Below are 24,694 nucleotides of genomic sequence, written 5' to 3'. Positions count from 1 at the left end.
GTGCAATCAAGGCTGAGGGTGAAGCGTGCCGGCGAACCATTCCAATAACTGGGGGATACACAATGAGCACGAGCATCACGGCGGACGGCATTGCCGACCAGCCTGCGTTCCTCTCCAAGGAACGCATTATCGCCAAGCCCGGCTTCAACCGTTGGCTGGTTCCACCGGCGGCACTGGCCATTCACCTTTGCATCGGCATGGCCTACGGCTTCTCGGTGTTCTGGTTGCCACTGTCCAAAGCCTTGGGCATCAGCAAGCCGGTGGCCTGCGCCCCGGACATGAGTTTCATCTCGCAAGTCTTCTCGTCCCAATGTGACTGGCCGATCTCGATGCTTGGCTGGATCTACACGCTGTTCTTCATTTTCCTGGGCTGCTCGGCAGCCATCTGGGGTGGCTGGCTGGAACACGCCGGGCCGCGCAAGGCTGGTGTCGTATCGGCATTGTGCTGGTGCGGTGGCCTGCTGATTTCCGCGCTGGGCGTCTATACCCACCAGATCTGGCTGATGTGGATCGGTTCCGGGGTAATCGGTGGTATCGGCCTGGGCCTGGGCTACATCTCTCCGGTGTCGACCCTGATCAAGTGGTTCCCGGACAAGCGCGGCATGGCGACCGGCATGGCGATCATGGGCTTCGGCGGTGGCGCGATGGTCGGTGCTCCGCTGGCCGCGGCGCTGATGAGCCATTTCGCATCGCCAACCGACGTGGGCGTATGGCAGAGCTTCCTGGTGATGGCCGCGATCTACTTCGTGTTCATGATCGGCGGTGCCTTGTCGTACCGCGTTCCGCCAACCGGCTGGAAACCAGAAGGCTGGACGCCGGCACCGAAGAAAGCCGCGAACGCGATGATCACCCATCGCCACGTTCACGTGAACGTTGCCTGGAAAACCCCGCAATTCCGTCTGGTATGGCTGGTGCTGTGCCTGAACGTATCGGCCGGTATCGGCATCATCGGCATGGCTTCGCCACTGTTGCAGGAAGTGTTCGGCGGCAAGTTGCTCGGTAACGACCTGCCTTTCGGCCAGTTGGACGCTACCCAGCTGGGCCAGATCGCCGCCATCGCGGCCGGTTTCACCGGGCTGCTGAGCCTGTTCAACATCGGCGGCCGTTTTTTCTGGGCGTCGTTCTCCGACTACCTGGGCCGTAAAAACACTTACTTCGTGTTCTTCGCCCTGGGCGTTGCGCTGTACACCCTGATCCCGAACCTCGGCCACCTGGGCAGCATCGCGCTGTTCGTGGCGGCGTTCTGCATCATCCTGTCGATGTACGGCGGCGGCTTCGCCACTGTGCCGGCCTACCTGGCGGACCTGTTCGGTACGCAAATGGTCGGCGCGATCCACGGTCGCCTGTTGACGGCCTGGGCCGCGGCGGGCGTGTTGGGTCCGGTGCTGGTGAACTACCTGCGTGAATATCAGCTGAGCATCGGCGTCGAACGCGCCGCGGCCTATGACATCACGCTGTACATCCTCGCCGGCCTGCTGGTACTGGGCTTCCTGTGCAACCTGATGGTTCGCCCGGTTGCCGACAAGTACTTCATGACTGACGCCGAACTGGCCGCCGAACAGGCGCTGGGCCACGACAAAGGCGCCGACAGCACGACCTCGCTGGAATGGAAAGCCGCACCAGGTACCAAGCTGCTGGCGGTTGCCGCCTGGCTGGTGGTGGGTATTCCGTTGGCGTGGGGTGTGTGGGTGACCTTGCAGAAAACGGCGGTGTTGTTCCACTAAGCCGTTCGCCCTGACCCATCGGGTCAGCGCAATCCTGTGGGAGCGAGCCTGCTCGCGATGAGGCAGTGTCAGTCGACATCTTGGTCGGCTGACACACCGCTATCGCGAGCAGGCTCGCTCCCACATTGTTTTAGGGCGTGTCCATTTGCTTGTATGGACATGTCTATCCCCGACGGCGCGGCATCCAGCCCGTCAGTCATATCACCGTTCGTGTTTCTGTTTGCCGCTCGCGCCCCTATAATGGCTGCCTTTTTCGCCCAATGATTTTGCGGAGCTGGTGATGGCCGAACGTAAGGCGTCTGTCGAGCGCGACACTCTGGAAACCCAGATCAAAGCCTCGATCAACCTGGATGGCACCGGAAAGGCCCGGTTTGATATCGGCGTGCCTTTTCTCGAGCACATGCTGGACCAGATCGCCCGTCACGGGCTGATCGACCTGGACATCGTCAGCAAGGGCGACCTGCATATCGACGATCACCACACCGTGGAAGATGTCGGGATTACCCTGGGGCAGGCTTTCACCCAGGCCATCGGCGACAAGAAGGGCATCCGTCGCTACGGTCATGCCTATGTGCCGCTCGATGAAGCGCTGTCGCGCGTGGTCATCGACTTCTCCGGTCGTCCCGGCCTGCAAATGCACGTGCCGTACACCCGCGCCACCGTGGGCGGCTTTGACGTGGACCTGTTCCAGGAATTCTTCCAGGGCTTCGTCAACCACGCCAATGTCACCCTGCACATCGATAACCTGCGCGGGCACAACACCCACCACCAGATAGAAACCGTGTTCAAGGCTTTCGGCCGCGCACTGCGCATGGCCGTGGAGCTGGATGACCGCATGGCCGGGCAGATGCCTTCCACCAAAGGCGTCCTGTAATGCAGACGGTTGCAGTTATCGACTACGGCATGGGCAACCTGCACTCGGTGGCCAAGGCCCTCGAGCATGTGGGCGCCGGCAAGGTATTGATCACCAGCGATGCCGAGGTGATTCGCGAAGCTGACCGGGTGGTATTCCCCGGCGTCGGTGCGATTCGCGATTGCATGGCCGAGATCCGTCGCCTGGGCTTCGACTCGCTGGTGCAGGAAGTCAGCCAGGACCGCCCGTTCCTCGGCATCTGCGTAGGCATGCAAGCCTTGCTGGAGCGCAGCGAGGAGAACACCGGTGTCGACTGCATTGGCATGTTTCCAGGCCAGGTGAAGTTCTTCGGCAAGGATCTGCGCGAAGACAGCGAGCACCTGAAAGTCCCGCACATGGGCTGGAACGAAGTGAAGCAGGCAGTAGACCATCCGCTGTGGCACAACATCCCGGACCTGGCGCGTTTCTACTTCGTGCACAGCTACTACATCGCCGCCGGCAACCCGCGACAGGTGGTAGGCAGCGGTCACTATGGCGTCGATTTCGCCGCCGCCCTGGCCGATGGCTCGCGTTTCGCGGTGCAGTTCCACCCCGAGAAGAGCCACACCCACGGGCTGCAATTGCTGCAGAACTTCGCGGCGTGGGACGGTCGCTGGTAATGGCCCGCAAGAAGCCGCCGATCGTCACCCTCACGCCAGAGCAGGAAAGTGAGGCGAACCGCAAGATCCAGCGGTTCATGGAGGAGCGTTTCGAACTGGACCTGGGTTCGTTCGAAGCGGCGGAAATTCTTGACCTGTTTACCCGCGAAATAGCTCCGCACTACTACAACAGGGCGATTTTCGACGTGCAGGCGCACCTTAAGGAAAGGTTCGAAAGCATCGAAAGCGACCTGTGGGCGCTCGAAAAAAGCAGTTGAAAGCTTCAAGCTTCAAGCTGCAAGAGAGAAACATAAACGCATGCTTGCAGCTTGTGGCTCGCAGCTTGTGGCTCTTTTGACGAAGGAAAAAGCATGCTGATTATCCCCGCTATCGATCTCAAGGACGGCGCTTGCGTCCGTCTGCGCCAGGGCCGGATGGAAGACTCCACGGTGTTCTCCGACGATCCGGTGAGCATGGCCGCCAAGTGGGTGGAGGGCGGTTGCCGTCGCCTGCATCTGGTGGACCTGAACGGCGCTTTCGAAGGCCAGCCGGTGAACGGTGAAGTGGTCACCGCCATTGCCAAGCGCTATCCGAACCTGCCGATCCAGATCGGCGGCGGCATTCGCTCGCTGGAAACCATCGAGCACTACGTCAAGGCCGGTGTGAGCTACGTGATCATCGGCACCAAGGCCGTGAAAGAGCCTGAGTTCGTCGCCGAGGCCTGCCGCGCCTTCCCGGGCAAGGTCATCGTTGGCCTGGACGCTAAGGACGGTTTCGTCGCCACCGACGGCTGGGCTGAAGTCAGCAGCGTGCAGGTGATCGACCTGGCCAAGCGCTTCGAGGCCGACGGCGTGTCCGCCATCGTCTACACCGACATCGCCAAGGACGGCATGATGCAGGGCTGCAACGTGCCGTTCACCGCCGCCCTGGCCGCTGCCACGAAGATCCGGGTCATCGCCTCCGGTGGCATCCACAACCTGGGCGACATCAAGGCACTGCTCGACGCCAAGGCGCCGGGTATCATCGGCGCGATCACCGGTCGCGCGATCTACGAAGGCACCCTGGATGTCGCCGAGGCCCAGGCCTTCTGCGATTCCTACAAAGGCTGAGGACTGACCATGGCGCTGGCCAAACGCATCATCCCTTGCCTGGACGTGGACAACGGCCGGGTGGTCAAGGGCGTCAAGTTCGAGAACATCCGTGACGCCGGCGACCCGGTGGAAATCGCCCGTCGCTACGACGAGCAGGGTGCGGACGAGATTACTTTCCTCGACATCACGGCCAGCGTCGACGGCCGCGACACCACGCTGCACACCGTCGAGCGCATGGCCAGCCAGGTGTTCATCCCGCTGACCGTGGGCGGTGGCGTGCGCACTGTCCAGGACATCCGCAACCTGCTCAACGCCGGCGCGGACAAGGTGTCGATCAACACCGCCGCGGTGTTCAACCCGGAGTTCGTCGGTGAGGCGGCCCAGCGGTTCGGCTCGCAATGCATCGTGGTCGCCATCGATGCGAAGAAAGTGTCCGGCCCGGGCGAAACTCCACGCTGGGAGATCTTCACCCATGGTGGTCGCAAACCCACGGGTCTCGATGCCGTGGAGTGGGCGAAGAAGATGGAAGGCCTGGGCGCCGGGGAAATCCTGTTGACCAGCATGGACCAGGACGGCATGAAAAACGGCTTCGACCTGGGCGTGACCCGCGCCATCAGCGATGCGTTGGGTATTCCGGTGATCGCCTCCGGTGGCGTCGGCAACCTGCAGCACCTGGCTGACGGTATTCTCGAAGGCCATGCCAGCGCGGTGCTGGCGGCGAGCATCTTCCACTTTGGCGAATACACCGTGCCCGAGGCCAAGGCCTACATGGCGCAACGCGGTATCTGCATTCGCTGACCGCTGGACACCATGGCGGGCCCAAGGCACTCTTGGGTCCACCATGGATTGCGGTAGCTAGTGGCCTGTACGGTTAATTCGGGTGCTCAAGTTCGAGTGCCAGGACTTGCCAGGCAAGGCGCCATGACGAGTCGTAGCTCAGCTACGGCGATGAATGGCAACGCAGCTTGGCGAGCACTGGCGCCGAACTTGAGTGCACGAATTAGCCACACAGGCCACTATACATGCTCAAACGCTTTGTTCTTGCCCTGGCCGGCGCCACGTTGCTGCTCGCAGGCCCCACCCGCGCCGCCGATACGTCATTGGTGCTGCTGACGGAAAACTTCCCGCCTTACAACATGGCGAAGAACGGCAAGAACTTCGCCCAGGACGAGAACATCCATGGCATCGCCGTGGACATCGTCCGCGAGATGTTCAAGCGCGCCGACATCACCTACAGCCTGACGCTGCGTTTCCCTTGGGAGCGGATCTACAAGCTCGCCCTGGAAAAACCCGGCTACGGGGTGTTTGTCATGGCCCGGTTGCCGGAGCGGGAAAAACTCTTCAAATGGGTCGGCCCCATCGGACCGGACGACTGGGTCATGCTCGCCAAGGCTGACAGCACGATCGCCCTCGACTCGCTGGAACAGGCGCGCCGCTACAGGATCGGTGCCTACAAGGGCGATGCGATTGCCGAGACCCTCGGCAAGCAGGGGTTGAACCCCATTGTCGTGTTGCGCGATCAGGACAACGCCAGGAAACTGGTCAACGGTCAGATCGACCTGTGGGCCACCGGCGACCCGGCCGGGCGCTACCTGGCACGCCAGGAAGGGGTGAGTGATCTCAAGACTGTGTTGCGGTTCAACAGCGCCGAGCTGTACCTGGCCTTGAACAAGGACGTGCCCGATGACGTGGTTGCCCGGCTTCAGAAAGCTCTGGATGAGCTGCGCAAGGAAGGCGAGGTGGACGCGATCATGGCGCGGTATCTCTGAGAGATCCGCCGGCCGGTCTGGCCCTATCGTCGGATCGCCGCCCGGAGCAGGCTCGCTCCCACAGGGGATCTGCTGTGAACACAAATCTTATGCTCGACACAGAACCATTGTGGGAGCGAGCCTGCTCGCGATGAAGGCAACGCGGTCTTGATCCAAGCCCCTAACGATAAACCCCATCTTTTCCATGCCCAACCATCGCCCGGTTGCTGCGCAGGCTGATCATCGACTTGATGTCGATCCATTCGATGCCCTGGGCCTTGAGCCGGGGCAGCTCGCGTTCCAGTACCGCCAGGGTCTGTGGGTAAGGATGGCCAATCATCACCGCCGAGCCCTGACGGCGAGCCAGGTCGATGGCGGTCTGGAGCTGGTGGGCGATGGCGGCTTCCGTGCGTTCATCATCGAGAAACACATCCCGCGACACACTCGCCAGGCCGATTTTCTGCGCCTCGGCGGCGGCGACTGTCTGGGCGCTGGTGCGGCTGTCGACGAAGAACTTGTGCCGTTGTTGCAAGTTCGTCATCAGCCACGCCATGGCCTGGGGCTGGGCGGTCATGCGGCTGCCCATATGGTTGTTGATCCCGCTGGTATAGGGCACGGCGGCAAACGCGGCGTCGAGGCGCTTGCCCAGTTCTTCGAGGGGCAGCTCCGGATGCCAGGCGAAAGGCCCGGTGGCCGGGTCCATCGGCATGTGCAGCATGACGATCTTGCCGGCGCGATGAGCTTCGTGCGCAAACTCGGCGGCGTGGGGTGTATCGGGCATGATCGCCGCGGTGACCGGGCCGGGCAACGTCAGCACCCGGCGATCCCGGGGCAGGTTCTGTCCCAGGTCGTCGATGATCAGGCTCAGGTAAGCCTTGTGCGGTGACACGGAGGAAGGGGCGGGCGCCGCAAAGGCAGCGCCGGCGATACAGCACAACAGGCCAAGGAGGAACCGCAGTCCCATCTCAGCGGCCGGAAGTGATGTTCAGTCCTTTAAGCAGGCTCAGGGCCTGGGCCAACTGGTAGTCGTCATCCTGCGGCATCGGCTTGGCCTTGGCACCGGAACCGCTCGGCTTGTCCGCGCCGCCGTTGCCATTGCCCAGGTGCCCTTGCAGGTCGGCTTCCTTGAAGTATTCGCTGTCCTGCTCGTTGGTGATCTTGGCCTTGCGCACCTCGATGTCCGGGACGATGCCCTGGGCCTGGATGGAGCGGCCGTTAGGCGTGAAGTACAGCGCAGTGGTGATCTTCAGCGCGCGGTCATTGTTCAGCGGCAATACGGTCTGCACCGAGCCTTTGCCGAAGCTGGTAGTGCCCATGACCACGCCGCGTTTCTGATCCTGCAAGGCGCCGGCGACGATTTCCGAGGCCGAGGCGCTGCCGCCGTTGATCAGCACTACCAGTGGCACGGCTTCGCTCAGGTCGTTGCCGGTGGCCGAGAAGCGCAACTCGGAGTTGGCGATGCGGCCCTTGGTGTAGACGATCAGGCCTTTGGTGATGAAGTGGTCCACCACCTCCACGGCCGATTGCAGCACGCCGCCGGGGTTGTTGCGCAGGTCCAGGACCAGACCGTTGAGTTTCTTGCCGTTGTCCTTGCGCAGCTTGGCCAGGGCCTTGGCGACTTCTTCGCCGGTCTTGACCTGGAACTGGGTGATGCGGATGTAGCCGTAGCCCGATTCCAGCAACTGACTCTTCACGCTCTTGACCTGGATGACCGCCCGGGTCAGGGTCACGTCGAACGGCGTGCCGCCGTCGCGCACCAGGGTCAGGGTGATTTTCTGGCCGATCTTGCCGCGCATCTTGTCCACGGCTTCGGTCATGCTCTGGCCGCGCGTCGGCTGGCCGTTGATCTTGACGATGAAATCACCGGCCTGGATGCCGGCCTTGGAGGCAGGTGTGTCGTCGATCGGCGATACCACTTTGACGAAGCCGTCTTCGCTGCCGACCTCGATGCCCAGGCCACCGAATTCACCGCTGGTGCTTTCCTGCAACTCGGCGAAGTCTTCCGGCCCCAGGTAGGCCGAGTGCGGATCGAGGTTGCTGAGCATGCCCTTGATGGCGTTCTCCAGCAGCATCTTGTCATCCACCGGTTCGACGTAGGCGGCCTTGATCCGGTCCATGACCTCGGCGAAGGTGCGCAGCTCGTCCAGCGGCAGCGGTGCCTTGGTGGTGGCGGCCGATGCGGCGGGCGCCGACGGTGCCGCTTCGGCGGCGAAAGTCAGGGGCGCACCGATCACCAGGGCGATCGTCAGGGCCAGCGAGGTGAGGCGGGACAAATGCAGCATGTCGAACGAACTCCTGAAGTGGATGGGCGCGCTTATCCTTGCGCACGACACCATTGGGCCGGGTCGCTGGGGCGACCCTGCTGACGAATAGCGAAATACAGCGCTGGCGTGTCCTGCCCGCCACTGTTGCCGACCGTGGAAATGGACTCACCGGCCTTGACCACGTCGCCCGCTGACTTGAGCAGCGTCTGGTTGTGGCCGTACAGGCTCAAGTAACCGTTGCCATGATCGAGGATGACCAGCAAACCGGCACCCCGCAGCCAGTCGGCGAATACCACACGCCCGCCGTGTACGGCATGGACCTGGCTGCCGGCGGAGGCGCTGATCATCACGCCGTCCCACTTGGTGCGGGTGTCGTCGCCACGGGTTTCACCGAAGCGTGCCAGTAATCGACCATTGACCGGCCATGGAAGTTTTCCCCGGGCCGAAGCAAATGCACCGCCAAAGGTTTCGCCATCACTGGAAACCAGCGCGCCGGGCGTGGATCTGGCCGGTTTGCGCGGCGCGTCGTCAGCGTCGGCTTCGGCCTGGGCTTCACGCAAACGCTTTTTTTCGGCTTCCTGCTGGGCGATCAGCGCTTTCTGGCGCGCTTCTTCTGCCTCGCGAGCCTGGCGGGCCAGGGTTTCTTCGATGGTTTTCAAGACATTGGCCAGCTCGGCCTGGTCCTGCTCGCGGGCCTTGAGCTTGCTGTCGCGGGCCTTCACGTCGTCGTTGAGCTTGGCCAGGGCCACCTGACGTTCCTTGCGCACCTTTTCCAGTTCGTCGCGCTGGGTGTCGAGGCTGCTTTTCTGCACGAGCAGTTGGGCTTGCTGCAATTCGATGTCTTTTTCGACATTCGCCAGCTGGCGCAGGGTTTCGTTGAAATTCTTGAGTTGCTCCAGGCGGGCCTGGCTCAGGTAATCGTAGTAGGTGAGGGTGCGGGCGAATTTCTCGGGGTTCTGCTGGTTGAGCAGCAGCTTGAGATATTCCTGGCGGCCGCTCTGGTAGGCCGCGCGGGCCTGGATGGCGATCAGGTGCTGCTGTTCAGTGCGCGCGCTCTGGAGTTTTTTTTTCTCGCCATCGAGTCGCTGCAGCTCGGATTCGCTTTTCTTCAGTTCTTTCTGCAGGGCCTCGACCTGTTTCTCCAGCTTGCCCATCTCGGTCTCGGTGCCGCGCAGGTCTTTCTGCACGCTGGATTTCTCTTCCTGCAACTTGCTCAGCAGTTTCTTCAGTTCGGCAATGTCCTGACGCGTAGCGTCCAACTGCTGTTGGGTTTGCGCGCGCTCGTCAGCGAAGGCCGGTTGGAGCAGGCAGGTCAGAGCAAGGGCTATCAGGACGCGAAGCATAGAGGCGGGCGACACCAGGGTAAGGGACGGCCTAGTATGCCCGCCCGACGCTGCAAAAAAAACGCCCATTTGGGGCTGTGTGATAACTGGCCGGCAAAACACCCCAAAACCAATGCGGGAGCGGGTTTGCTGTTCACTCAAGGCAATGACAAACCCGTGGCGAGGGAGCTTGCTCCCGCTGGGCCGCGAGACGGCCCCAAAACCTGCCAAATGCGGAGGATCAGACACCGCACCCGCCGGTTTACGACTGCTTCGCAGCCGAGCGGGAGCAAGCTCCCTCGCCACGACAAGCCAATGCTCGGAGACTATGTATTGATCAGACCAGAATCGAAGTCCCGGTCATCTGCGCCGGTTTTTCCATCCCCAGCAGCATCAGCATGGTCGGCGCCACGTCCGCCAGCACGCCGCCTTCGCGGACCTTGAAGTCACGCTTGCCCACATAGATGAACGGCACCGGCTCGGTGGTGTGGGCGGTGTGGGCCTGGCCGGTGGATTCATCGGACATCTGCTCGACGTTGCCGTGGTCGGCGGTGATCAGCGCTTCGCCGCCGACCTTTTCCAGGGCATCGACGATGCGCCCTACGCAGGTGTCCAGGCATTCCACGGCCTTGACCGCCGCTTCGAACACGCCGCTGTGGCCGACCATGTCTCCGTTGGCGTAGTTGACGACGATCACGTCGTAGCGCTGGTTTTCAATGGCGTCGACGATGCGGTCGGTCACTTCCGGCGCGCTCATCTCCGGTTGCAGGTCGTAGGTGGCGACTTTCGGCGAAGGAATCAGGATGCGCTCTTCACCAGGGAAGGGCTCCTCACGACCGCCCGAGAAAAAGAATGTCACGTGGGCGTACTTCTCGGTTTCGGCGATGCGCAACTGAGTCTTGCCGTTTTTCGCCAGGTAGTCGCCCAGCACGTTTTCCAGGCTGCCGGCGGCAAAGGCCGATGGCGCGGGGATGCTGGCGGCGTATTGGGTCAGCATCACGAAGCCGGCGAGTTGTGGCTGGCGGGCGCGGTCGAATTCCTTGAAATCGTCCTCGACGAAAACGCGGGTGAGCTCGCGGGCGCGGTCGGCACGGAAGTTCATGAACACCACAGCGTCGCCGTCTTCGACTTTGACCGGTTCGCCAATGGTGGTGGCCTTGACGAACTCGTCGCTTTCACCGCGCTCATAAGCCGCTTGCAAGCCTTCCTGGGCGGTGGCCGCGCTGAATTCGGCGTTGCCGTCGACGATCAGGTTATAGGCTTGGGCGACGCGGTCCCAACGGTTGTCGCGGTCCATGGCGTAGTAGCGACCGACGATGCTGGCGATACGACCTTTGCCCAGGGCCTGGAACGTGGCGTCCAGCAGCTCGATCGACGAGGCGGCGCTTTTTGGCGGGGTGTCACGGCCATCGAGGAAGGCGTGCAGGTAGATTTTCTCGGCGCCGCGCTTGGAGGCCAGTTCGGCCATGGCGATCAGGTGGTCCTGGTGGCTGTGGACGCCACCGTCGGACAGCAGGCCCATGAAGTGCACGGCCTTGCCGGCGGCCACGGCTTTGTCGACGGCGGCGCAGATGGTCGGGTTCTCGAAGAACTCGCCGTCGCGGATCGCTTTGGTCACGCGGGTGAAGTCCTGGTAAACCACGCGGCCGGCGCCGAGGTTCATGTGACCGACTTCGGAGTTGCCCATCTGCCCGTCGGGCAGGCCGACATCCATGCCGCTGCCGGAGATCAGGCCGTTCGGCACGCTGGCCCAGAGGCGGTCCAGCACCGGCTTTCGAGCTGCGTACACGGCGTTGGATTCGTGGCTGTCGCTGTGGCCGAAGCCGTCGAGAATCATCAGGACCAAAGGTTTAGGCGTGGTAGTCATGGAATCCTCGTGGCTGCTTGAAAGAAGACGATGCAAAAGGGACGGGCAGTTTAAAGGTAAGTTCCGGTGGCGTCACCGCCGGGCGGGGTTTGGCCGGCCTTGCGTGCTGTGTATACTGGCCGACATTTTAACGCCCTGGAACCTCCTTCGATGGTTGCTCACCTGATTCAATTTGCCACTAACCACTACATTCTCGTTGGTATCTTCGTCGTACTGCTGGCGTTGCTGATTGCCCATACGATGCAGGGCGGCGGCCGCAGCCTGAGCACGGGCGAGCTGACGGCGCTGGTCAACAAGGACGCCGGCGTGGTGGTGGATATCCGCCCGAGCAAGGAATACGCCACCGGTCACATCGTCGGTGCGGTGAACATTCCCCAGGACAAACTGATGGCGCGCATCGGCGAGCTGGAAAAGCACAAGGCCAAGACACTGATCCTGGTGGACGCCCAAGGCCAGCACGCCGGCACCCATGCCCGAGAGCTGATGAAGTCCGGTTTCACCGCCGCCAAACTGTCCGGTGGCGTTGCCAGCTGGAAAGCCGACAACCTGCCCCTGGTGAAGTGAGATGACCCACGTCGTTGTCTATTCCAGCGATTACTGCCCCTATTGTTCCCGGGCCAAGTTCCTGCTCCAGAACAAAGGCGTGGCTTTCGAAGAAATCAAGGTCGACGGCAAGCCGCAACTGCGAGCCGAAATGACCCGCAAGGCCGGACGCACCTCCGTGCCGCAGATTTGGATCGGCGACACCCATGTGGGCGGTTGCGATGATCTGTTCGCCCTGGAGCGCGCCGGCAAGCTCGACGCGATGCTCAAGGCCTGAATCCCCCATTAATAGAACCTGAAAGTAAGAAGGATCTGCGATGACTGACCAACAGAACACAGCTGCCAGCGAAGAAGAAGCCGCACCGCAATTCTCCTTGCAGCGCATTTATGTACGTGACCTGTCCTTCGAAGCCCCGAAAAGCCCGGCGATCTTTCGCCAGCAGTGGGAGCCGAGCGTAGGCCTGGACCTGAACACCCGTCAGAAAGCCCTGGAAGAGGACTTCCACGAAGTGGTGCTGACCCTGTCGGTGACCGTGAAAAACGGTGAAGAAGTGGCGTTCATCGCTGAAGTGCAGCAGGCCGGTATCTTCCTGATCAAGAACCTCGATGCCGCTTCGATGAGCCATACCCTGGGCGCGTTCTGCCCGAACATCCTGTTCCCTTATGCCCGCGAAGCCCTGGACAGCCTGGTCACCCGCGGCTCGTTCCCGGCCCTGATGCTGGCGCCGGTGAACTTCGACGCTCTGTACGCCCAGGAACTGCAGCGCCTGCAGCAGGAAGGCGGCGCGACCGTTCAGTAAGCAACGTCGCTTCTGTTCGCGAGGTACAAAACTTGTGGGAGCGAGCTTGCTCGCGATAGCGGTGTATCAGTCAGCAGTAACATTGACTGACCCAGCGTTATCGCGAGCAAGCTCGCTCCCACAGGTGTTTCTGGCAGGCTGAGCCTCAAGCGAAGCCATTCTGCCGCCAGGCCTCATAGACCGCCACCGCTACGGTGTTGGACAGGTTCAGGCTGCGACAGCCTTCGCGCATCGGCAGGCGCAGGCGCTGGTCCGATGGCAGGGCGTCGAGTACATCGGCGGGCAGGCCACGGCTTTCGGGCCCGAACAGGAAGGCATCGCCGGCCACGAACCGGGCGTCATGGAAGGGCCGCGAACCCTTGGTGGTGAAGGCGAACAGGCGTGGATGCTCCAGGCTTTCCAGACAACTGGCCAAGTCGGCGTGACGCTGCAAGGTGGCATACTCATGGTAGTCGAGTCCGGCACGGCGCAGGCGCTTGTCGTCCATTTCAAAGCCCAGCGGCTCGATCAGATGCAGGTGGCAGCCACTGTTGGCGCACAGCCTGATGACATTGCCGGTATTCGGCGGAATTTCCGGTTGAAAAAGGATGACGTGAAACATGCACGGCTCCGAAGATAAAGATGAGCGGCATTCTACGCCGCAAACCTATCAACGTTCGAAGCTAATGCTTCGGGTGATGGGTTCCCTGGCGATATTCGGCATGATGGTCGGGCTGATGATCGGGCGCCTGACCACGCCTGAACCGGTCGAATTGCAAAAGATCGAGGTGAGCGACGGGAAGCTGGTGGCCTGGTTCAACGACGAACCCAAGTTGCATGGCGAAATCATCGACGGTTCGGTTGCGCTGTTGTTCGATGCCGAGGGGCGGGCGCAGAAGGGCCGGTTCAAGCTCGACGGCAAGGATGTCAATTGGCGCGTGCGATTGAGTGACAAGGGGTTGTTGCTGACGCTGGTGGCGGCGCGTCCGTTGCGGGGGGACTGGGCCGGCAGCGAGGTGGATGACCGCTGGCGGCTGGAGGTCCGTCTCCAGGAGCAATAAAAGAGGGAATCCCCGGCCTGCCTGTACCAAGGTTCCCGAAACGGAAGGGCTCGCGGCTTGCGCACAGCCCTGGGTGTAAAGAAGGGAAACCTTGACCTGCCTGTATCAAGGCCCCCAAAACGCTGGGCTCGATGAGCCCGGATAAAATGGGGAATCCCCGGCCTGCCTGTACCAAGGTCCCCGAAACTGGGTAGTGATGGGGTTGTTGCAGGGGGCGTGCCAGGTTTAAATGGTTTGTCACGGAATTTTACTGATGGAGGCCAAAGGCCCCGGATTGCGGGGCTTTCGCGTTTTTGTGGATAGGATTTTTTGAGGTGGGGCGATTGTTTTGGGTTGCCAGGGCACGCGCGGTTGCGGTTCGTGGTGCATTGAAACGGTGCACAGGGATATCGCGAAGGAGTTTTTGATTGTGGGAGCGAGCCTGCTCCGGGCGGCGATCAGACGATGGCGTCACTCCAGGCAACCCAAAGCCCGTGGCGAGGGAGCTTGCTCCCGCTCGGCTGCGCAGCAATCGCAAGATCGGGTCATGCGATTTGCCGGGAGAAATGCAGGGGCCTGCTTCGCAGGCCAGCGGGAGCAAGCTCCCTCGCCACGTTGGATTTGTGCTGAGTCGAAACTCGAGATCAACCACGGCCCCCCCTGTGGGAGCGAGCCTGCTCGTGATTGGCCTTCAAGGTAGACGAGAACTCAGGCTCCGTTAGCCCTCATCCCCTTCATCATCATCCCCGCCATCAACCTTCATCCCCAGTTCCTTGATCTTGCGGGTCAAGGTGTTGCGGCCCCAGCCCAGCAGCACGGCGGCATCGCGGCGGCGACCGGCGGTGTGTTTGAGGGCGGTTTCGATCATGATCCGCTCGAAACTCGGGACGGCGCTGTCCAGCAGGTTCGACTGGCCGCGAGCCAGGGCCTGGTCGGCCCATTGGCGCAGGGCTTGTTCCCAGTTGGTCACCGGTGCCGAATCCTGCGGCAGGCTCAGTAATTCCGGCGGCAGGTCGCTGATGTGTACTTCACGGCCCGAAGCCATGACCGTGATCCAGCGGCAGGTATTCTCCAACTGCCGGACGTTGCCGGGCCATGGCAGATTCTTGAGGTATTCCTCGGTTTCGCCCTTGAGCAGCTTGGGTTCCACCGCCAGTTCCTGTGCCGCGCGGCTCAGGAAGTGCCGGGCCAGGGTTGGGATGTCTTCCCGGCGATCTGCAAGGCGCGGGATGTGGATGCGGATCACGTTCAGGCGATGGAACAGGTCCTCACGGAATTTCCCGGCGTGGACCAGCGTTTCCAGGTTCTGGTGGGTCGCGGCGATGATGCGCACATCGACCTTGACTGGCGTATGCCCGCCCACTCGGTAGAACTCGCCGTCCGCCAGCACCCGCAGCAGGCGAGTCTGGGTGTCGGCCGGCATGTCGCCGATTTCATCGAGGAACAAGGTGCCGCCGTCCGCCTGCTCGAAGCGTCCGCGGCGCAGATTGGCGGCCCCGGTGAACGCGCCCTTTTCGTGGCCGAACAGCTCGGACTCCATCAAATCCTTGGGAATCGCCGCCATGTTCAGCGCAATGAACGGTGAGGCTGCCCGTGGGCTGTGGCGGTGCAGGGCATGGGCCACCAGTTCTTTACCGGTGCCCGACTCGCCGTTGATCAGCACAGTGATGTTGGAGTGGCTCAGGCGCCCGATGGCGCGAAACACTTCCTGCATGGCCGGCGCTTCGCCGATGATTTCCGGGGTGCGGGCCAGGGCCGGCACCTCCTCCATGCCCTGTTGCTCCTGGGCGTGCTGATTGGCGCGCTTGACCAGCGACACCGCTTCATCGACATCGAACGGCTTGGGCAGGTATTCGAAAGCCCCGCCCTGGTACGACGCGACGGCGCTGTCCAGGTCCGAGTGGGCGGTCATGATGATCACCGGCAGCCGTGGGTGCTGTTCGCGAATCCGCGCCAGCAGGTCCAGGCCACTGGCGCCCGGCATGCGGATATCGGAGATGATGACGTCCGGTTGCTGACGGGCCAGGCGGCTCATCACCCCGTCGGCGCTGTCGAAGCTCTGGGTGGTCATGCCTTCCTGTTGCAAGGCTTTTTCCAGGACCCAACGGATAGAACGGTCGTCATCGACGATCCACACGGTTTCACTACGGCTCATGTCGATGTGGCTCCTTGTTCCAGTGGCAGGAAGATCGAGAAGGTGGTGTGGCCGGGGTGGCTTTCACACTCGATCAAGCCCTGGTGCTGACTGATGATGTTCTGGGTAATGGCCAGGCCCAGCCCGGTACCGTCCGGGCGGCCGCTGACCATGGGAAAAAAGATGGTTTCCTGAAGTTCGGTCGGAATGCCGGGGCCGTTGTCGGTGATTTCGATCTTGGTCACCAGGCGATGACGCACATGGCCGATGGTGAACTGGCGCATGGCCCGTGTGCGCAGGCTGATGCGGCCCAGGCGCAGTTCGTTCTGGGTGCTGATGGCCTGCATCGCATTACGCACGATATTGAGCACCGCCTGGATCATCTGTTCGCGGTCGATCAATACGTCGGGGATGCTTGGGTCATAGTCGCGCACCAGGGTGATGCAGCCCTGGCTTTCCGCTTCTACCAGGCTGCTCACCCGTTCCAGTACCTCATGGACATTGCACAGCGCCAGGGACGGCAGTTTGTTCGAGCCGAGCATGCGGTCCACCAGGTTTCGCAGGCGGTCGGCTTCTTCGATGATGACGTTGGTGTAGTCCTTGAGGCTTTCTTCCGGCAGTTCGCGGGCGAGCAACTGCGCCGCACCGCGAATTCCACCGAGGGGGTTCTTGATCTCATGGGCCAGGCCACGCACCAGCATCTTGCTGGTTTCCTGCTTGGACAGTTGCGCCTCTTCCTTGGTGATGCGCAGCAGGCGATCACGAGGATGGACTTCCAACAGCAGCAGGGTGGTGCCGTTGTTCAGGATCGGCGTCACTGCGTAGTCCACGGTCAGGGTCTGGCCGGTCAGGGCGGTGAGCATCGCTTCGCGCTTGGTGAACGGATGCGCTTGCTCCACTGCCTGGCGCAGGGAATTGAGCGCCTCGGCGGATTCGGTGAATAGCTCGCTGATGAACTGCCCGTGGCTGCGCTGGCCGCTGACGGCCAGCAGCATCTCGGCCGCCGGGTTCATGTACTCGAGGCGCAGCTGGGCGTCGAGCAGGATGGTCGCGGTGGTGAGATTGTCGAGCAGCAAGCGGTGTAGTGCGTCGCTAATGGTCATCAGGACCTCTTTTGGAGCGTAGCAGGCACGCGTATGACGCGCTGGTATCAGGAAAATGCAAAAACCAAACCAAGGCTCGAAAAACAAGCGTTTAGAGCCTCGAACGAGACTATAAGGGCCCGTTTTCGTGGCTTTCTGCCAGCTTCTCCGGGTACTTTCGAACCAAAATGGGATGGAATCTGGGTAGGGTGCAAATGATTGCACCACTATAGTGCGCGACAATGGGGCAAATCAGAAAAAGGGCAGGATGCTCACGTCTTCTTCTTCCGGTTTCTCGGCAAGAGGGCATTCGGGACGCTGGCCGTAATCGGTCGTGGCGCAGGGCTTGATACGGCGCTTTTGCGCCAGGGACATGCGTTGCATGTGGAACGGTTGGTTGGCGGTGCGCTCGACGGTGCGGCCTTGCTCGTCGAGGATTTCCACGGACAGGTGATGGGTGCCGCGATCGATGTTGCTCAGGGCGAACACCGGGCTTGGCCCCGCTTCGCCGATGGGTTGGCCATCAAGCAGCAGGCGGTAGCGGTGACCTCTTTTCAGGCCCGGTTCGCTGGTCGCGGTGACGATCAGCTCGCCGGCGGTGCTGCGGATCGTGGCGTCCGGCTCGGGAATCAGGAGCCTGAGCATTTCGTAATGAAATTGGGGTTTCGGCGCTTCTTCAGGCGCAGGCGCCGCGATGTCGCCTATGGGCGGGGGCGGCATGCGGTTGCCCGGCGACAGCTGGATTTTCTTTGCATTGCCGGGGCGCGGCTGGTCGGTGAAGACGCGATTGCCTTGGGCGTCGATATAGGTATAGACCTGCGCCAGTGCCGGTAACGCGGCCAGCGACAGGCCCAGGGCGAGCAGCCAACGGTTCACGGCCGGTGCACCCGCTGTACGGTGAAGGTGACGGTTTCGCTCTGCTGCACCAGCGTGTCGCCATCGATCACCTGCACCGCCAGGCTGTGCTCGCCACGGTCAATGTTCACCAATTGCAGGCGCGGCACATTCGTCGGCTGGCCGTAGGGCTGGCCATCCAGCAACAGGCGGAACAGATGCGGGCTTCGCAGGCGCGGTTGGGCCCGCACGCCGACGGTGAAGGTTCCGTTGTTGGCGCGCAGGGCCTCTTCGGTGGGGATGTCCGTCAGCGCCAGGGTTTGATAGGCGTCAGGCGTTTCGTCGGGGTTGGGTGACGGGGCGGGTGTGCCCTGGTCGGCGGGGGGCTGGTGCTCGATGCTATTGAGCGGCGGCAGCTCCACCGTCTGGGCCGGCACGCCCTGGGGCGGCTGGTTGCTGTAGGCAGTGTTGCCGTTGGCGTCGGTGTATTTGTAGATCTGCGCCGCCACAGGTAGTGAAAGCAGCAATAGCATTCCTGGAAAAACACGCCCCATAAAATCGACCGAGAATTGAAAGTGTTGGGTTGCAGCATAGGCCAGGGAGGGCGGTTGGCCCAATCCGAACGCTGAAGTACCTTGTGGGAGCGAGCCTGCTCGCGATAGCGGTTCGTCAGTCAACATCAGTACTGGCTGACCCGACGCCATCGCGAGCAGGCTCGCTCCCACATGGGCTGTGGTGCTCACAAAAGCTGGGTCCGACACAAAACCACCGTGGGAGCGAGCTTGCTCGCGATGAGGCCATCACCTCCAACATCCTTGCTGGCTGACACACCGCTATCGCGAGCAGGCTCGCTCCCGCAAGAGAATGTGTGTTTGCCTAGTTTTTGACCACGCACAACCCCCCGGTCGCGCGGATCAGGGCCAGTCGGTGGATCGGATGCTGCTTGTTTTTGTGAGTGGCGCGGGCCAGCCATTGCGGGCACTGCGGGTCGGTGCGGTAGGGGGCGAAGTCGGCGAGTTGTTGCAACAGGCGTTTCTGCAATCGATCAAGTTGCGGGCGGATCTCGCCCACCAGGTCCGGGCGTGGCAGGTCCGGCGCTTTGCCTTCCAGGGCCCAGTCGGACAGCTCGATGTATTGCACCATTTTGTTGGCTTCTATCTGGGCGGCGAAAAAAGCTTCCACGGTTTCGCCCGTCAGCTTGTAGGCCGGTGCCTGAGCCACCGCGGCGGCAATCACTTCACGCTCGCGCTGGCGGTCTTCCACCGGCTTTTGACTGTCCCATTTGCTCAGCGCCACCTGGTTGGCAAGGGCGATACGTTCGCCAATGGCGTTAAGCAGCGGGGTAAGGGCCTCGGGGGCCGGGCTGGCTTCGGCGGCAGTGGCCATCAGCGCGGTTGAGAGGGCAAGGCAGAGCTTGAAGCGCAAAGTCATGGACGGTCTCTCGTTATCGGTGGGTGAGGCATGATGCACGTATATCGCGCCCACAAAAAAGGCCTCCCGAAGGAGGCCTCTCTTGATACACGCCGCGTGGGGCGACGCTACCGGATCAGCAGCTGTAGTACAGCTCATATTCCAGTGGGTGTACGAAGGTACGGACCTTGATTTCTTCTTCGCTTTTCAGTGCGATGTAAGCGTCGATGAAGTCATCGCTGAATACGCCGCCCTTGGTCAGGAACGCACGGCCCTTGTCCAGCTCTTCCAGGGCTTCTTTCAGGCTGCCGCAAACCTGTGGGATTTCCTTGGCCTCTTCAGGCGGCAGGTCATACAGGTTCTTGTCGGCGGCATCGCCAGGGTGGATCTTGTTCTGGATACCGTCCAGGCCGGCCATCATCAGTGCAGCGAAGGCCAGGTACGGGTTGGCAGCCGGATCCGGGAAGCGCGCTTCGATACGGCGGGCTTTAGGGCTGTTCACGTAAGGAATACGGATCGAGGCGGAACGGTTGCGAGCCGAGTAGGCCAGCATTACCGGCGCTTCGAAGCCTGGGACCAGACGCTTGTAGGAGTTGGTCGACGGGTTGGTGAAGCCGTTCAGCGCCTTACCGTGCTTGATGATGCCGCCGATGAAGTACAGGGCGGTGTCCGACAGCCCGGCATAGCCTTCGCCAGCGAAGGTGTTCTTGCCGTCCTTGGAGATCGACACGTGGACGTGCATGCCCGAACCGTTGTCGCCATACAGTGGCTTGGGCATGAATGTCGCGGTGCGACCGTAAGCGTCGGCAACGTTGTGCACGACATACTTCAGGGTCTGCACTTCGTCAGCCTTCTTGACCAGCGTGTTGAATTTCACGCCGATTTCGTTCTGGCCGGCAGTTGCCACTTCGTGGTGGTGAACTTCGACGGTCTGGCCCATTTCTTCCAGTGCGTTGCACATGGAGGTACGGATTTCATGGTCGAAGTCGAACGGTGGAACCGGGAAGTAGCCGCCTTTCACGCCTGGACGGTGGCCTTTGTTGCCGCCTTCCACGTCCTGGTCGGACATCCAGGAGCCTTGTTCGGAGAAGATCTTGAACATGGAGCCGGAGATGTCGGACTTGAATTTGACCGAGTCGAAGATGAAGAACTCAGGCTCAGGGCCGAAGAATGCAGTGTCGCCGATGCCGGTGGACTTCAGGTATTCCTCGGCGCGGTGGGCGATGGCGCGAGGGTCGCGGTCATAGCCTTGCATGGTCGAAGGTTCGATGATGTCGCAGACCAGAATCAGGGTCGGCTCTTCGGTGAACGGGTCCAGGACGGCGGTTTCGTCGTCCGGCATCAGGATCATGTCGGAGGCTTCGATGCCCTTCCAGCCGGAGATGGAGGAACCGTCGAACATCTTGCCGATTTCAAAGAAATCGTCGTCCAGTGCATCGCGGGCCGGCATGGTCACGTGATGTTGAGTGCCTTTGGTGTCAGTGAAGCGCAGATCAATCCACTTGACGTCATGATCTTTGATGAGTTGAACCGACTTCGACATATGTCCTCCGGGTGGCTTCGGGCGGTAATGGTGTGCCCTAAGATATGGGTGATGCCGGCGCGAATACTCTGCCAAGGCAACCTGCCTCACAAGGGAGCAAATTGCATGCCAGTGCCCCAGCATGGGTTTTTTGCACCAAATCCTCGCTTTTGAGCGCCATAAAAGCCGATTGTCAGACAATAACGCACTGCAATGTGGCGCCGCCTAGCGTAAATGACCTGTTTTGGTGCATGCATAATCATCTGCACATTAACTGGTTAAACCTTGAGCAATTTCCGCTATAATCCGCGCCCCCCTTTTTCGGCTGGCCGTTCGCGCGCTGTTTTCATGAAACTTATCGTAAAAGTCTTCCCCGAGATCACCATCAAGAGCCGCCCGGTACGGATGCGTTTCATCCGCCAGTTGGCCAAGAACATCCGTGCCGTGCTCCGAGATCTGGACCCGGTCGTGGTGGTGAATGGCGTGTGGGACAACCTTGAGTTGGAAACACGTGTCAGCGAACCCCGGATCCTCAAGGAAATGACCGAGCGCCTGGGCTGCATGCCCGGCATCGCGCATTTCCTGCAGGTCGATGAATATCCGCTGGGGGATTTCGACGACATCCTCGCCAAATGCATGCTGCATTATGGTGATGCCCTGGCCGGCAAGATTTTTTCGGTGCGCTGCAAGCGCGCCGGCAAGCACCCGTTCAGCTCGATGGACGTCGAGAAATATGTCGGCAGCCAATTGCGCCGGCAATGTGGTGCGGCCGGTATTTCCTTGAAAGACCCGCAAATAGAAGTGCGCATCGAGATCCGTGACCAGCGGCTCTTCGTCATCCATAGCCAGCACAACGGTATCGGCGGCTATCCGCTGGGTTCGCTGGAGCAGACGCTGGTGCTGATGTCCGGCGGTTTCGACTCCACGGTCGCTGCCTACCAGATCATGCGTCGCGGGCTGATGGCTCATTTCTGCTTCTTTAACCTCGGCGGGCGGGCCCATGAGCTGGGCGTGATGGAAGTGGCGCACTTCATCTGGAAGAAGTACGGCAGCTCCCAACGCGTGTTATTTGTGAGTGTGCCGTTCGAAGAAGTCCTCGGCGAGATTCTCGGCAAAGTCGACAACAGTCATATGGGCGTCATTTTGAAGCGTATGATGTTGCGTGCCGCGTCGAGCATCGCCGAGCGCCTGCACATCGATGCGCTGGTCACCGGCGAAGCGATTTCCCAGGTGTCGAGCCAGACGCTGCCGAACCTGTCGGTGATCGACTGCGTCACCGAGAAACTGGTGCTGCGCCCGCTGATCGCCAGCCACAAGCAGGACATCATCGACACGGCCATCGAGATCGGCACGGCCGATTTCGCCCGGCACATGCCGGAGTACTGCGGGGTCATCTCGGTGAACCCGAAGACGGCGGCCAAGCGCGGGCGCGTGGAGCACGAAGAGAAAGAATTCGACATGGCGGTGCTCGAGCGTGCGCTCGAAAACGCCAGGCTGGTGCCGATCGATCGGGTCATCGACGAGTTGGGCCAGGACATTCAGGTTGAAGAAGTCGGCGAAGCACTGGCCGGTCAGATCGTCATCGACATCCGTCACCCGGACGACGCTGAAGAGGAACCGCTGGAGATCGCCGGCATCGAGGTACAAACGATGCCGTTCTATGCCGTGAACGCGCGTTTCAAGGAACTGGACCCTACTCGCCAGTACCTGCTGTATTGCGACAAAGGCGTGATGAGTCGCCTGCATGTCCACCATTTGCTCAGTGAGGGGCATGCCAATGTGCGCGTTTATCGACCGAGCTAAGTGCCCGGGGCTGTTTGCCTGTGGCCTGCGTCACCGGCCCCCCGACGCCGCCGGCAAGCTGTAACGGCTTTTGTCGGACTCAACGTAAATCGCTGCCACGACCTGTCAGCACACCGAATCCTCTGATCGAGATACACAAGTGATCGAAAATCTACGCAACATCGCCATCATCGCCCACGTTGACCATGGTAAGACCACCCTGGTAGACAAACTCTTGCGTCAATCCGGCACTCTGGAGCGCAACGAGCTCAACGACGAGCGCGTGATGGACTCCAACGACCAGGAAAAAGAGCGTGGTATTACCATCCTGGCCAAAAACACCGCCATCAACTGGAACGGCTACCACATCAACATCGTGGACACCCCGGGCCACGCCGACTTCGGTGGTGAAGTAGAGCGCGTGATGTCGATGGTCGACTCCGTGCTGCTGCTGGTCGACGCCCAGGACGGCCCTATGCCGCAAACCCGTTTCGTGACCAAGAAGGCTTTCGAAGCCGGTCTCAAGCCGATCGTCGTGATCAACAAGGTCGACCGTCCAGGCGCGCGTCCGGACTGGGTCCTGGACCAGATCTTCGACCTGTTCGACAACCTCGGTGCCACCGAAGAACAGCTGGACTTCAAAGTCGTCTACGCCTCGGCCCTGAACGGCATTGCCGGTCTGGACCACACCGACATGGCTGAAGACATGACCCCGCTGTACCAGTCGATCGTCGACAACGTACCCGCGCCGGCCGTTGACCGTGACGGTCCGTTCCAGATGCAGATCTCTGCCCTGGACTACAACAGCTTCCTGGGTGTGATCGGTGTTGGCCGTATCGCCCGTGGTCGCGTCAAGCCGAACACCCCGGTGGTCGCTATCGACGCCGACGGCAAGAAGCGCAACGGCCGTATCCTCAAGCTGATGGGTCACCACGGTCTGCACCGCGTTGACGTTGAAGAAGCTGCAGCAGGCGATATCGTTTGCATCAGCGGCATGGAAGAGCTGTTCATCTCCGACACCCTGTGCGACCCGACCGCTGTTGAAGCGATGAAGCCGCTGACCGTCGACGAGCCGACCGTTTCCATGACCTTCCAGGTCAACGACTCGCCGTTCTGCGGTAAAGAAGGCAAGTTCGTGACTTCCCGTAACATCAAGGAACGTCTGGACAAAGAGCTGCTGTACAACGTTGCCCTGCGCGTTGAAGAAGGCGACTCGGCTGACAAGTTCAAGGTCTCGGGCCGTGGTGAGCTGCACCTTTCGGTACTGATCGAAACCATGCGTCGCGAAGGCTTCGAAATGGCCGTGGGCCGTCCTGAGGTGATCATCCGTGAAGTGAACGGCACCAAGCAGGAACCGTTCGAAAACGTCACCATCGACATCCCTGAAGAATCCCAGGGCAAGGTGATGGAAGAGATGGGCCTGCGTAAGGGCGACCTGACCAACATGGTGCCGGATGGCAAGGGCCGTGTACGTCTGGAATACAACATCCCGGCTCGTGGCCTGATCGGTTTCCGTAACCAGTTCCTGACCCTGACCAACGGCGCCGGCATTCTGACCTCGATCTTCGATCGCTACGACACCATGAAGTCCGGCCACATGTCCGGCCGTCAGAACGGCGTCCTGGTATCGGTGGAAACCGGCAAGGCGCTGACCTACTCCCTGGAAACCCTCCAGGCGCGTGGCAAGCTGTTCGTCGAGCACGGCCAGGAAATCTACAACGGCCAGATCGTCGGTCTGAACAGCCGTGACAACGACCTGGGTGTGAACCCTACCAAGGGCAAGAAGCTCGACAACATGCGTGCTTCGGGCAAGGACGAAACCATCGCCCTGGTTCCGCCGGTTCGCTTCACCCTGGAACAGGCCCTGGAATTCATCCAGGATGACGAGCTGTGCGAAGTGACGCCGAAGTCGATTCGCCTGCGCAAGAAGATCCTGGACGAAGGCGAGCGTACCCGCGCTGCCAAGAAAGCCAAGAACTGATCGTTAGTTTTGGCTGAATGAAAAACGCCCCCGGTCGTGAGATCGGGGGCGTTTTTTTATGCCTGGAAATGATGTGGCGA

General features: G+C 61.3%; 24 protein-coding genes. 13 read left to right on the top strand and 11 right to left on the bottom strand.

The window, feature by feature from the left end; translation table 11 throughout:
- Nucleotides 1-62: 62 nt before the first annotated feature.
- From ACLEJQ_RS16715 to ACLEJQ_RS16685, 7 genes are all read left to right on the top strand, one after another.
- On the top strand, nucleotides 63-1,724 hold the full coding sequence (locus tag ACLEJQ_RS16715) for an OFA family MFS transporter (RefSeq protein WP_440796650.1): 1,662 nt from the start codon (nucleotides 63-65) through the stop codon (nucleotides 1,722-1,724).
- Nucleotides 1,725-2,004: 280 nt separating this feature from the next.
- Nucleotides 2,005-2,598: an imidazoleglycerol-phosphate dehydratase HisB gene (gene hisB, locus ACLEJQ_RS16710; protein WP_024778052.1), complete on the top strand. Its 594-nt coding sequence runs from the start codon at nucleotides 2,005-2,007 to the stop codon at nucleotides 2,596-2,598.
- Nucleotides 2,598-3,236: an imidazole glycerol phosphate synthase subunit HisH gene (hisH, locus tag ACLEJQ_RS16705; protein ID WP_440796649.1), complete on the top strand. Its 639-nt coding sequence runs from the start codon at nucleotides 2,598-2,600 to the stop codon at nucleotides 3,234-3,236. The genes hisB and hisH overlap by 1 nt, the downstream gene beginning before the upstream one ends.
- Nucleotides 3,236-3,493 (top strand): DUF2164 domain-containing protein, encoded by a 258-nt coding sequence (locus tag ACLEJQ_RS16700; protein WP_440796648.1) that lies wholly within the window; start codon nucleotides 3,236-3,238, stop codon nucleotides 3,491-3,493. Before hisH ends, ACLEJQ_RS16700 begins: the two co-directional genes overlap by 1 nt.
- Nucleotides 3,494-3,586: 93 nt before the next feature.
- Entirely contained in the window at nucleotides 3,587-4,324 is a 738-nt protein-coding gene (hisA, locus tag ACLEJQ_RS16695) for a 1-(5-phosphoribosyl)-5-[(5-phosphoribosylamino)methylideneamino]imidazole-4-carboxamide isomerase (RefSeq protein ID WP_440796647.1), read from the top strand.
- A gap of 9 nt (nucleotides 4,325-4,333) precedes the next feature.
- Nucleotides 4,334-5,104, top strand: coding sequence for an imidazole glycerol phosphate synthase subunit HisF (gene hisF, locus ACLEJQ_RS16690; RefSeq protein ID WP_186658496.1), 771 nt, complete (start codon nucleotides 4,334-4,336; stop codon nucleotides 5,102-5,104).
- A 224-nt stretch (nucleotides 5,105-5,328) separates the two neighbouring features.
- Nucleotides 5,329-6,075: a substrate-binding periplasmic protein gene (locus tag ACLEJQ_RS16685; RefSeq protein WP_440796646.1), complete on the top strand. Its 747-nt coding sequence runs from the start codon at nucleotides 5,329-5,331 to the stop codon at nucleotides 6,073-6,075.
- Between the two features lie 160 nt (nucleotides 6,076-6,235).
- Here ACLEJQ_RS16685 and ACLEJQ_RS16680 read toward each other — a convergent pair whose 3' ends face one another.
- The 4 genes from ACLEJQ_RS16680 to gpmI all read right to left on the bottom strand — a co-directional run bounded on the left by ACLEJQ_RS16680 (nucleotide 6,236) and on the right by gpmI (nucleotide 11,507).
- Entirely contained in the window at nucleotides 6,236-7,018 is a 783-nt protein-coding gene (locus ACLEJQ_RS16680) for a divergent polysaccharide deacetylase family protein (protein ID WP_440796645.1), read from the bottom strand.
- Between the two features lies 1 nt (nucleotide 7,019).
- Nucleotides 7,020-8,336, bottom strand: a complete 1,317-nt coding sequence (locus tag ACLEJQ_RS16675; RefSeq protein ID WP_440796644.1) for a S41 family peptidase — start codon at nucleotides 8,334-8,336, stop codon at nucleotides 7,020-7,022.
- Nucleotides 8,337-8,368: 32 nt separating this feature from the next.
- Nucleotides 8,369-9,661 (bottom strand): murein hydrolase activator EnvC family protein, encoded by a 1,293-nt coding sequence (locus ACLEJQ_RS16670; RefSeq protein WP_440796643.1) that lies wholly within the window; start codon nucleotides 9,659-9,661, stop codon nucleotides 8,369-8,371.
- A 316-nt stretch (nucleotides 9,662-9,977) separates the two neighbouring features.
- Nucleotides 9,978-11,507: a 2,3-bisphosphoglycerate-independent phosphoglycerate mutase gene (gpmI, locus tag ACLEJQ_RS16665; RefSeq protein ID WP_440796642.1), complete on the bottom strand. Its 1,530-nt coding sequence runs from the start codon at nucleotides 11,505-11,507 to the stop codon at nucleotides 9,978-9,980.
- A gap of 150 nt (nucleotides 11,508-11,657) precedes the next feature.
- Here gpmI and ACLEJQ_RS16660 point away from each other — a divergent pair, with 150 nt between their 5' ends.
- The 3 genes from ACLEJQ_RS16660 to secB are packed head-to-tail and all read left to right on the top strand — an operon-like array spanning nucleotide 11,658 to nucleotide 12,850.
- On the top strand, nucleotides 11,658-12,071 hold the full coding sequence (locus tag ACLEJQ_RS16660; RefSeq protein ID WP_440796641.1) for a rhodanese-like domain-containing protein: 414 nt from the start codon (nucleotides 11,658-11,660) through the stop codon (nucleotides 12,069-12,071).
- Between the two features lies 1 nt (nucleotide 12,072).
- Entirely contained in the window at nucleotides 12,073-12,327 is a 255-nt protein-coding gene (grxC, locus tag ACLEJQ_RS16655; protein ID WP_440796640.1) for a glutaredoxin 3, read from the top strand.
- A 40-nt stretch (nucleotides 12,328-12,367) separates the two neighbouring features.
- Complete coding sequence (secB, locus tag ACLEJQ_RS16650) at nucleotides 12,368-12,850, top strand: protein-export chaperone SecB (protein WP_440796639.1); 483 nt, start codon at nucleotides 12,368-12,370, stop codon at nucleotides 12,848-12,850.
- Nucleotides 12,851-12,995: 145 nt separating this feature from the next.
- On the opposite strand, the gene trmL is transcribed toward secB, so the two are convergent.
- Nucleotides 12,996-13,451 carry a tRNA (uridine(34)/cytosine(34)/5-carboxymethylaminomethyluridine(34)-2'-O)-methyltransferase TrmL gene (gene trmL / locus ACLEJQ_RS16645; RefSeq protein ID WP_440796638.1) on the bottom strand — a complete coding sequence of 152 codons (456 nt, stop codon included), beginning with the start codon at nucleotides 13,449-13,451 and terminating at the stop codon, nucleotides 12,996-12,998.
- On the opposite strand from trmL, the gene ACLEJQ_RS16640 reads away from it, so the two are divergent.
- A complete protein-coding gene (locus tag ACLEJQ_RS16640; RefSeq protein WP_440796637.1) occupies nucleotides 13,450-13,890 on the top strand; it encodes a hypothetical protein in 441 nt (146 codons plus the stop codon). The two genes, trmL and ACLEJQ_RS16640, sit on opposite strands and share 2 nt — an antisense overlap.
- Nucleotides 13,891-14,587: 697 nt before the next feature.
- Here the strand turns inward: ACLEJQ_RS16640 and ntrC are convergent.
- The 6 genes from ntrC to glnA form a co-directional block, all read right to left on the bottom strand.
- Complete coding sequence (gene ntrC / locus ACLEJQ_RS16635; RefSeq protein WP_440796636.1) at nucleotides 14,588-16,024, bottom strand: nitrogen regulation protein NR(I); 1,437 nt, start codon at nucleotides 16,022-16,024, stop codon at nucleotides 14,588-14,590.
- Nucleotides 16,021-17,106, bottom strand: coding sequence for a nitrogen regulation protein NR(II) (gene glnL / locus ACLEJQ_RS16630; protein WP_440796635.1), 1,086 nt, complete (start codon nucleotides 17,104-17,106; stop codon nucleotides 16,021-16,023). Before glnL ends, ntrC begins: the two co-directional genes overlap by 4 nt.
- A gap of 231 nt (nucleotides 17,107-17,337) precedes the next feature.
- Complete coding sequence (locus ACLEJQ_RS16625) at nucleotides 17,338-17,961, bottom strand: DUF4124 domain-containing protein (RefSeq protein ID WP_440796634.1); 624 nt, start codon at nucleotides 17,959-17,961, stop codon at nucleotides 17,338-17,340.
- Nucleotides 17,958-18,473, bottom strand: a complete 516-nt coding sequence (locus ACLEJQ_RS16620; protein WP_440796633.1) for a DUF4124 domain-containing protein — start codon at nucleotides 18,471-18,473, stop codon at nucleotides 17,958-17,960. The genes ACLEJQ_RS16625 and ACLEJQ_RS16620 overlap by 4 nt, the downstream gene beginning before the upstream one ends.
- A 322-nt stretch (nucleotides 18,474-18,795) precedes the next feature.
- Nucleotides 18,796-19,350 carry a chorismate mutase gene (locus ACLEJQ_RS16615; protein ID WP_440796632.1) on the bottom strand — a complete coding sequence of 185 codons (555 nt, stop codon included), beginning with the start codon at nucleotides 19,348-19,350 and terminating at the stop codon, nucleotides 18,796-18,798.
- A gap of 115 nt (nucleotides 19,351-19,465) precedes the next feature.
- Nucleotides 19,466-20,872: a glutamate--ammonia ligase gene (gene glnA, locus ACLEJQ_RS16610; RefSeq protein WP_024778072.1), complete on the bottom strand. Its 1,407-nt coding sequence runs from the start codon at nucleotides 20,870-20,872 to the stop codon at nucleotides 19,466-19,468.
- Between the two features lie 327 nt (nucleotides 20,873-21,199).
- On the opposite strand from glnA, the gene thiI reads away from it, so the two are divergent.
- Nucleotides 21,200-22,654 carry a tRNA uracil 4-sulfurtransferase ThiI gene (thiI, locus tag ACLEJQ_RS16605; RefSeq protein WP_440796631.1) on the top strand — a complete coding sequence of 485 codons (1,455 nt, stop codon included), beginning with the start codon at nucleotides 21,200-21,202 and terminating at the stop codon, nucleotides 22,652-22,654.
- 139 nt (nucleotides 22,655-22,793) lie between these two features.
- Nucleotides 22,794-24,614: a translational GTPase TypA gene (gene typA, locus ACLEJQ_RS16600; protein ID WP_440796630.1), complete on the top strand. Its 1,821-nt coding sequence runs from the start codon at nucleotides 22,794-22,796 to the stop codon at nucleotides 24,612-24,614.
- The last annotated feature ends 80 nt before the right edge of the window (nucleotides 24,615-24,694 follow it).

Source organism: Pseudomonas sp. SMV71 (genome assembly GCF_052042015.1).
In the GTDB taxonomy this organism is placed as follows: domain Bacteria; phylum Pseudomonadota; class Gammaproteobacteria; order Pseudomonadales; family Pseudomonadaceae; genus Aquipseudomonas.
The sequence above is the reverse complement of the archived record's forward strand: the minus strand, read 5'-3'. Positions and strand labels throughout refer to the sequence as shown.